This window comes from Flavivirga aquatica, assembly GCF_001747085.1.
Lineage (GTDB): Bacteria > Bacteroidota > Bacteroidia > Flavobacteriales > Flavobacteriaceae > Algibacter_C > Algibacter_C aquatica.
Genome location: NZ_MDJD01000007.1, coordinates 785,462 through 795,548, shown reverse-complemented (window position 1 = coordinate 795,548; position 10,087 = coordinate 785,462). Strand labels below are relative to the sequence as shown.

The window sequence follows — 10,087 nt, the reverse complement described above, 5'->3', positions numbered from 1 at the left end:
TATAAAAATTTAAACGACTACCAGATAATTTTCCTTTAGCCTCAAGAGTATGTTGAACAGATACGACCCACTTTTTTTCAGTTGAATTATACAAATTATAGTAAGCATCAAGTGCAAAATTTATTTAGGACAGGATTGTTTTGGAACAATATCTGTAAAATATATAAAGGGGTCTATCTCTAAATAATCTTCTGAAAATGTATATATGGTATGAATCAAGCTTAATTCATCAGATCCTGTAAAAGTTATTTTATTACTAATAATTTCAATTTTATACTTATCAAATTCACTCCAATTTTCATCTAATTTAAAAATGATATCGATGGGTATCTTTGATGATTGTGTCGTTCCAAATTTAAGATTGAAATCTTGTTGTAACGCTTTTTGAGCATAAGCTATAGCTACAGATTTGGTCTCATTTTTAATATGTATTGTATAGATTAATGTTTTTAGCACTACTAGAAAAGGTAATAAGTAATAAAAAAAAGAGAAGTATTTCATTGGTTTGTATGTTTAATTAGTGGAGATTGCTTTTCCAAAGTTTTTTACTTGGTTTAGGGTTTGTGAGTATTACACACATTTTTTTAAAATACAATTATTTTGTATTCTGTTATCTGTAAGGCAAAAAGATTTATTATGAGAGAATTTTAATTATTTTTTGAAAACCAGATGATATAAAACCTGTTGGATTATTTAAAAGTTGACCAAATAATTAATAAGAATTATAAAGAAGGAAAAGGTTATTTTCTCATTTGTAGCGATACTATGCCTTTTAAAAATAACTTTATCTGGACAAATTTTGATTCATTTTCGATTAAAAACAAAAAGTTAAGATGAGTTCATTATAAAAAAACCTGTAAAATTAATTTACAGGTTTAATTAGTTAAAAAACATCAACTATATTTTAAGAATACTATTATCATTTATGCATATTTAAAGCACGTTTTTTTGAGCTTTGTAAGAACCCTTCCATTTCTTCAATAACATGTTTATATTCTGGTTTCATAGCAACATTTTCGTTTTCTTCTAAATCATTTTCATGATCATAAAGCATAATTTCATCTTTTTTACCAGTATAGTGAGTATATGCATAACGATCTGTAACTATGGCATCACCAGCTAAAAACCTACTATAGGCGTATTTTCGGAATTTAGCATTTGGTTTATTTAGCAGTTTTGTGAAACTTTTTCCATGTAATTGATTTTTTGGCGGGTTTATACCTGCAAGATCACATAAAGTTGGAAATATATCTGTAGTTTCAATAATGGCTTTGCTTTTTAAGGCTTTGCTTTGGCTAGGTACTTTAATAATTAATGGTACTCTAAGAGATACATGCATGGTATTATGTTTTCCCCAATAATCATGTTCTCCTAATTGCCAGCCATGGTCACCCCATAATATTATAATTGTGTTTTCTTCTAATTCTAGTGATTTTATCTCGTTTAAAACATCTCCAATTAATTTATCGGTATAACTTACACTAGCATAATACCCATGTTTCATCATTTTACGAAAAGCATCAGATTTTATTTTTAAATCATCAAGGTGGTAATTTCTAAATTCCCCACTTCCATGAAGACTTAAAGGTGCGTTGATGGGTTTGTATCTGTTTTTGGCTAATGTAATAGAATCACGATTATATAAATCCCAATACTTTTTAGGTGCATAAAAAGGCAAATGAGGACGTATAAAACCACAAGCAATAAAAAAAGGTTTGTCTCCTTTTTTATGATTTTTAAGAAGTTCTATAGTTTTTAAAGCAGTTTGTCCATCGTTGTATTTGTAATCATCAACTTCTGGCATTTCATATATTCTTCCTCTATTTTTTTTACTCATTTTTTCAAGTGAAGTAGGGTCTTGAGATAACATAGAATTATAGTCTTCACCTTGGTATCTCCATGCAGGTTCACTCCAACTTTGTGTATTAGTATCATTATTATCATGAAAAATTTTTCCAACAGAATATGTATTATACCCAGACTCTTTAAAAACTTGAGGTAATGTTTTAGCATTAGGAACATCTTTAGATGCTGTTGAGTTATATTGAACAAAACGTGTTTTCGTTGGCAAAATTCCTGTTAATAAACTTGCTCTTGAGGCACCACAAACAGGAATGTTACAATATGCGTTATTAAATAAAGTTGCTTCTAAAGCTAATTTATCTATGTTAGGCGATTTAATTTGTGTATTTCCATAGCAACCTAATTCTGGTCGTAAATCATCAACCATAATGAAGATAATATTAGGTTGTTGAGCATTACTTATACAAGAAGAAAAAGAAATTAAGAGGGCAATCAATAAGAGTTTATGCATTATTTTGATATATAAAAAATTAATTGTTAAAGTTAGGGTAATTTTATTAAAGATAATACTATAATATACCTAACATCAATAAATTAAAAAACCTGTGAAGCTAACTTCACAGGTTTAAATTAATTTTTAAAAATTTATCAACCTTTTCAAGAAAGACTCTTTTACGTTATTTTTTATTATTTTCTTTATTAATATCTGCCATCAATTTTTTTGGATCAATTTGAATAGACTCTACATCTTTTTTTACATTAAAAGTATAAGTTGGGTATGCCCAAGCCCAGTCTGGTTTTATAGTTGCAGAAGTTGGTTTTTCTCCACGCATCATTTGTAAAGGAATATAGAAATCTTCTGTTTCTCCATCGGTATAAGTAATTGTAATATCCAAAGGCATAGGCATTAAGCCTATACGCTCTAATGTTACAGAGTTTCCTTTTATGGCTTTAACGCTGTAATCAATAGTATTTGTAGTTTGCGCAAAATCCGTAAGATACCAATCTAATTCTAATCCAGATACTTTTTCGGCAGTACGTATAATATCGTTAGGTGTTGGGTGTTTAAAAGAAAAATCGTTAAAATATTTTTTAATAGTTTGTTTTAAATTGTCTTCACCAATAACATAACCTAATTGAGCCATAAACACTTCACCTTTGTTATATGCAGAAATACCATAGGCTTGATTAAAACGATACCTATCAGCGTGTGTAGTAAGTGATTGTTCTTTTCCCGATTTAGCTAAATAAATATAACTATTATAAGCTTTTTCTGTAGGGTTTTCTTTGCCCTCTTTCATGATGTCATTCATTGCTAAATCACTAATATAACTAGTAGAGCCTTCATCCATCCACTCATGTTTAGCCTCGTTTGTAGCTAATAAAAATTGAAACCAAGTATGTGCCATTTCATGTGCTGTAACACCTACTAAACTACCATAACTTCTGTTACCTGTAATTAATGTACACATAGCATACTCCATACCTCCATCACCTCCTTGAATAACCGAATATTGTTTATAAGGGTACTTGCCAATGTTTTTAGAATAATATTCTATAAGAGCAACAGCTTTAGGTTGTAGTTTTTTCCAGTTTTCTTTTTTCTTATTGTCTAAAGTGTTTTTATAGAAAAAATGTAAAAGTGGTCCGTTAGGGACTTGTCTTGTATCATGGATATAATCTGGGTCTGCAGCCCATGTAAAATCATGAACATTAGGTGCTACAAAGTGCCATGTAAGTTTGTTGCTATTAGATGTATTAATAGATGTTGTTTCATAACCATGACCAACATCATTTGGGTTTTGAAGGTATCCAGAACCTCCTACTACATAATTTTTATCAATAGTTAGTTTGACATTAAAATTTCCCCAAACACCATGAAATTCGCGTCCAATATATGGATCTGCATGCCAACCTTCAAAATCATATTCTGCTAGTTTAGGATACCATTGTGTCATAGATAAAGCAACACCTTCTTTATTATTTCGTCCAGAACGACGAATTTGTACTGGTACTTGTGCATCGAAAACCATATCGAATGTTACGCTTTCACCAGGTTGTATTGGTTTTGCTAAATCAACCTCTAAAACGGTACCTACCGTTTCGTGCTTTAAAGTTGTTCCATTTTGTTTTAAAGAATTGACTTTAATGTAACCTATTTCATTAGGTTTTAATTTACTTATTCTATCACCTACCCTTTTGTCTGGATCTGCTATAGTACGAGAACGAACATCCATTTCACTTCCAGGTTGAAAGGCATTAAAATATAAATGATAATATACTCGATTTAAAACATCTGGAGAGTTATTAGTGTACACTAATTTTTGTGTTCCTTTATATTGATATGTATTTACATCCATGTCAATAGTCATTTTGTAGTCTACATGTTGTTGCCAATATGTAGATTTAGAAGATATAGAAGTTGTTATTGGTAACTGTACAGTGTTAACAACAGGTACTTTTGTACTGTTACAAGATAACAATACAGAGGCACAAAAAATAGAAATAAAGAAGCGTTTCATATAGCTTTAAAATTAAAATGAGGCTATTTAATAATGATGAAAATGTCACTTCAAATAGCCTCAATGAATTTATAAAATATTATTTAGACATTTGAGCTGCCATAATTAAAGCATTATAAGCATTAACCATTTTTGCTGATTTAGTTAAATCTGCAAAAGGTCTTACATCATTTGTGTTTCCACCAACAATAACTTTTGTTTTTACAGCCAACCCAGAATCCATAATTATTCGTTTTACTTGGGCAGCACTTAATTTAGGATAGTAAGAACGAATTAAGGCAGCAACACCAGCAACAGCAGGTGCAGCCATCGATGTTCCTCCTTTAGTACCATATTCGTTTTCTGGTGTTGTTGAATATATCTGTGCTCCAGGAGCAAATACATCTACATTTTTCTTACCATAGTTAGAAAACCCAGCTATTATTCCCGAACCATATTTTGGAGCTAAAGCACCAACTCTTATGTAGGTGTCTGTAATTTCAACACCATTTATATTATCATCTGGAAAATTAGGATTAGTATCTACATCTTGACTATCGTTTCCTGCAGCATGAACAAAAATGACGTCTTTTTTTCCTGCATAAGCAATAGCGTCACGTACCCAGTCACTATGTACAGAATAACCTTTACCAAAACTTCCATTTATAACTAATGCACCATTATCTACTGCATATCTAATAGCTAAAGCAATATCTTTATCATACTCATCTCCATTTGGTACAGCTCTTAAACTCATAATTTCAACATTATTAGCTACACCGTTTGCGCCTTTACCGTTGTTACGTTCTGCAGCAATAATACCAGCAACGTGTGTACCATGACTTTCACTTTTCTTTACAGGTTTTACGTTACCATTACCATAAAATTTTGTTGATTTATCATTTGGATTGTCGCCATTAACACGTCCTTTAAAAGTTTTATTAAGGTTGAAGTTTAAACGGTCGTTAATACTTTCTAGACCATCTCCAATTTCTTTTTTAGCTTCTGCGATAGACTCTAAACCATAGCCATACATTCCTTTTGCAACCTGTACAGCTTTTTTAACATTTGAGTCTTCTGTTTTAATAGCATTTACATCTTCTTTTGTATAATCTTTTTTTCCTAAATGTTTTGCTAATACTTCATCTGCACCTAATATTTGCTGATATATTTGTTCATATCGTGTTTTTCTGTCTACCCATTTTTGATATTCTGCATCATATTCACTTTGAGCTCTGCTATAATCTGGGTTACTTGTATCACCGCTAGCTAAAATTCTAACAAATTCTAATTGTTCATCATAACCATCTCCTAAAAAATTCCAACCGTATATATCATCAACATAACCGTTTTTATCATCATCTTTTCCATTGTTAGGAATTTCTTTCTTATTGATCCAAACAATGTCATTTAAATCTTCATGATCAACATCAATACCAGAATCAATAACAGCAACGATAACTTTTTTACCCTTTTTGTTTTTAATTATTTCAGCGTAAGCTTTGTCAACACTCATACCAGGAATGGTATCTTTTATTAAGTCTAAGTGTCCCCAATTGTGTTTTTCTGCTTTAGTTAATTCAGAAACTTTTAAAGGGGTTGTATCTATATTTTCAACTGGAGTTGATAAAATTTCCGCAGTACTTCCACAGCTATAAATAAGGGAAGCTAAAAAAGCAGATGTTGCTAGTGTTTTAATTGTTCTCATGTACTATTTTTTTGAGTTAGTCTTACTAATTATTAATTGAATATATCTTGTGTTGTATGTATGTTTTTTAGCCTGACACCTTTTTCTGTTTTTTGTACAGTGATAATTTCATTATGAGCATCATGTTCTAAAAACAAATAGTAATTGTTTTCTGCTGCCATATTAAGAAATAGTTCTTTTTCATCAAGTGTTAATAAAGGTCTGGTATCATAACCCATAACGTAAGGAATAGGTAAATGACCAACAGTTGGTAATAAATCTGCCATAAAAGCAATGGTTTTGCCTTTATAATTTATCATAGGAATCATTTGCTTATCTGTATGGCCGTTTGCAAAGAAAATATCAAAACCAAGTTCCGTGTTTTTAAGGATATCGTTATTTGGAAGCGATGTAAATTTTAATTGTCCACTTTCTTCTATAGGTAAAATATTTTCTTTTAGAAATGAAGCTTTTTCTCTTTTATTTGGTTGTGTTGCCCAGAACCAATGGTCTTTATTACTCCAAAAATTAGCGTTTTTAAAAGTAGGCTCGTAACCAGTTTTGTCTTTATTCCATTGAATGCACCCACCAGAATGATCAAAATGTAAGTGCGTTATAAAGACATCAGTAATATCATTGGGATGAAACCCATATGTTTTTAAAGATTTTTCTAAAGTGTCATCTCCCCAAGGGTGGTAGTAACCAAAAAAACGATCTGATTGTTTATTACCCATTCCAGTATCTACAAGTATTAAGCGGTTTCCATCTTCAATAAGTAAACAGCGTGCAGCAATATCAATCATATTATTGGCATCTGCTGGATTTGTTCGTTGCCATAATGATTTTGGAACGACACCAAACATGGCGCCTCCGTCAAGTTTAAAATTACCGGCGTTTATGGGATATAAATTCATATGGATGTAAAATTAAGAAATCTATGGCTAACCCTTGAAAAGGTTAAGAATATATTAAGAATAAATGTGCGTAATGGCATTTGTTTTAAAAATTTTTACTTTAATTTTGCTAGTTAAAAGAAAAAGTTATTTCATTGAAAACTGTTTTCTCATATATTTTATTATTATCTCTCATAATTAGACCTTTGTATAATATTGGGTATGTTGCTTATTATGAGTTAAACATAGACTATATTATTGAAAATTATTGTGTCAATAAAGAAAAGCCAGAACTTCAGTGTAATGGTAAATGTCATTTAGCTACACAATTAAGAAGTAATACGGCAGATACAACAGGTGAAACCTCATATTTAAGCTCTTTTTTTGAAGCTTTTGTTCCTGTTTATTTTCAAGGTTACAAATTAGAGTTTTTTTTTCAAGAAGTTTTTATTTTTACTAAAAACAATTGGAATTATAATAATATATTTAGTTCTGTTTTTAACGACAGTTTAGATCCTCCTCCTCAAGTTTAATAAATTTTTATGTTTAAAAAGTAAGCTTGTTTAGTTTAACTAAGCATAGCTAGCTATAATATTTATATTAAATTTTTACAAATAATACCATTTAATTATAAAATGTAGCATTAGATATAATGTTGTTTTAAAGTCTAATAATACTGTTATTATATTAAATAGCATTATTACAGAATTTAAAACAAGGCATTTATAATTAGATAGATTATAACACCTTAAAACAATTTAGCTACTTATTAGTAGGCCTAAAAGGTATTGGATCTAAAATAAATTAACAAATGAAACAATTATTAATGCTTGCTATTAGTTTAGCAGGCTTATTTGCATACGCACAAAATACATATTCTGGTAAAATTATTAATGAGAACAATCAACCGTTAATTGGAGCCACAATTCAATCAAAAACAAATCTTAATAATGCTGTTATTTCAGATGGTAATGGAAATTTTAAAATTTCACTTCAAAATAAAGCAATAGTTATTGTAAAATTTATAGGGTTTACAACGGTAGAAAAAACACTTTCAGAATTAAATACTATTATTAAGTTGACTGAAAATGACGAAGTTTTACAAGAAGTGGTTGTTTCTGCAAGTAGAGAAACTCAACAAAGAAAAGAAGTGCCAGCATCTATTTCTGTGGTTTCAGCTAAAGATATTGCAGAAACTAAGGCTTTGGGTATTGACCAATTGGTAAATGATGTTCCAGGGGTTATGATGTCTACCTCTAGGGCAGCAAGTAATGAACAACATATGATGTCGGTGAGGTCTCCAATATCAACAAAATCTTTGTTTTTATATGTTGAGGATGGTTTACCTATTCGTCCTACAGCTGTGTTTAACCATAATGCATTGTTAGAAATGAACGATGTTGCTTTTAGCCGTGTAGAGGTTTTAAAAGGACCAGCATCTAGTATATATGGAAGTGAAGCAATTGGAGGAAGTTTTAATTTTTTAACTAAAAACCCAACAAGAGATTTTTCTGGAGGAATAGGTTTTCAGATTAACGATATGGGAATAAAACGTTATGATATAGAGGTTTCTCAATATGCAGGAGAAAACATTGGGTTTTATTTAGGAGCACAATATATACAACGAAAGGATGGGCCTATACAACATAGTGATTATGAGAAATTTGCCTTAACCTTTAAAAATGTAAATCATATATTTCCAACACTTAATTGGATAAATGCTTTCAACCTTATAGATTATAGATCGGATATGTCTGGATCTTTAAGTGAATCTGATTATACCGGAGGAAATTACGAAAGTGATCAAACATTTACAGAGCGTGTGGCGCTTGCATTTCGTTATAGAAGTACATTTGATAAACGTTGGAATGATAAAAATAAAACAGCATTCAGTTTTGTTTTTAGGAAAAATGATATGGATCAAAACCCGTCGTATCGAGTAAGACAAGGAAGAGATAGAATGACTCGTCAATTAACAGGCTTTGGTACAGGCGAAATTAATAGTAACGGATTTACAAGTTACGTAGGGTTGATTCAACATAAGATTGATTTTGATTTTGCGAACTCCTCCTTAATTATTGGAGCAACAGCAGATTTTTCGCCACAACGTTATCAAGCAGAAACTATAGATGTTATAGTTAATACAGAAACAGGGCAAAATATAGATTTTACTTTAAATGAAGGCGATTTTATTTTAAATTACAAAGCTGATATTTTTAACTATGCAGGATATTTTCAATATGAAATAAATCCAGTTGATGCTTTAAAATTAACAGCCGCTTTACGTTATGATGGTTTTCAGTATGATTACAATAATTTAGCAACTTCTGTGGGTGGACCAAAAGACTCAAAAAACAGTTATACTAATGTATCCCCTAAGTTAGGAGCCAATTATAATTTTTCTAATAATTTAGGAATCTATGCTAATTTTTCTAATGGATTTACGCCACCGCAAACATCATCATTATACAGAAATAGTTTAGTAGGTGTTGGAGGAGATGTTTTTGATTTAAAACCGAGCAATTATAATAATTTTGAAGTTGGATCTTATTTTAATATTTCAAATAAATTAAAAGCAGATGTGGCACTTTATCTTTTAGATGGAGATAATACATTAATTACTTTAAGAGATGAAAATGACGAATTTTTTAATGCAAATGCAGGAAAAACAAGATCTTACGGTATAGAGTATGGTATAAAATATACACCAATAGAAGAGTTAAGTATAAGCCATAATGGAAGCTTTGCAAAACATAGATATGAAGAATTCTTTGCAAAATCTGGGAATACATTATTTGATTTGTCTGATACAGATCGTGAAACTGCACCTCTACTTCTAGGAACTTCAAAAATTGTATATAAACCAAATGGTATTAAAAATTTATTATTAAGTGTAACTCATGAGTTGGTTGGTAAATATAATACCAGTTTCGAAAATCAAATAGATAATGAAGATGGTACATTTGGTACCGCTACATACAAAGGACATAATATTTTTAATGTATTAGTGTCTTATAGGTTTAAACATTTTGAAGTATGGGGACATGCTTTAAATATTTTTGATGATCTGTATTCTTCTAGAGCAAGTTATAATAGATTTAGTAGTCAAAATAGTTATTCAATTGGCAATCCAAGAGCGTTTCATTTTGGAGTAAAATATAAATTTTAATTAAAAGTAGGCAGTAATTTTACTACCTACTTTT

At 30.2% G+C, this 10,087-nt stretch carries 7 protein-coding genes; 2 read left to right on the top strand and 5 right to left on the bottom strand.

What is annotated here, in order from left to right; translation table 11 throughout:
• Window positions 1-120 precede the first annotated feature (120 nt).
• From A8C32_RS04005 to A8C32_RS03985, 5 genes are all read right to left on the bottom strand, one after another.
• A complete protein-coding gene (locus A8C32_RS04005; RefSeq protein WP_069829142.1) occupies window positions 121-501 on the bottom strand; it encodes a hypothetical protein in 381 nt (126 codons plus the stop codon).
• 418 nt (window positions 502-919) lie between these two features.
• Window positions 920-2,314 carry a sulfatase gene (locus A8C32_RS04000; RefSeq protein ID WP_083253232.1) on the bottom strand — a complete coding sequence of 465 codons (1,395 nt, stop codon included), beginning with the start codon at window positions 2,312-2,314 and terminating at the stop codon, window positions 920-922.
• Between the two features lie 166 nt (window positions 2,315-2,480).
• Entirely contained in the window at window positions 2,481-4,325 is a 1,845-nt protein-coding gene (locus tag A8C32_RS03995; protein ID WP_069829140.1) for a M1 family metallopeptidase, read from the bottom strand.
• Window positions 4,326-4,404: 79 nt separating this feature from the next.
• Window positions 4,405-6,012, bottom strand: coding sequence for a S8 family peptidase (locus tag A8C32_RS03990; RefSeq protein WP_069829139.1), 1,608 nt, complete (start codon window positions 6,010-6,012; stop codon window positions 4,405-4,407).
• Between the two features lie 32 nt (window positions 6,013-6,044).
• Window positions 6,045-6,905, bottom strand: coding sequence for an MBL fold metallo-hydrolase (locus tag A8C32_RS03985; protein WP_069829138.1), 861 nt, complete (start codon window positions 6,903-6,905; stop codon window positions 6,045-6,047).
• Window positions 6,906-7,039: 134 nt separating this feature from the next.
• Between A8C32_RS03985 and A8C32_RS03980 the strand changes: the two genes are divergently transcribed.
• Together A8C32_RS03980 and A8C32_RS03975 are read left to right on the top strand one after the other, a co-directional pair.
• The gene (locus tag A8C32_RS03980) at window positions 7,040-7,417 is read left to right on the top strand and encodes a hypothetical protein (protein WP_093455585.1); all 378 of its coding nucleotides are present in this window, start codon (window positions 7,040-7,042) and stop codon (window positions 7,415-7,417) included.
• A gap of 278 nt (window positions 7,418-7,695) precedes the next feature.
• A complete protein-coding gene (locus tag A8C32_RS03975) occupies window positions 7,696-10,053 on the top strand; it encodes a TonB-dependent receptor (RefSeq protein ID WP_069829137.1) in 2,358 nt (785 codons plus the stop codon).
• Window positions 10,054-10,087: the final 34 nt, after the last annotated feature.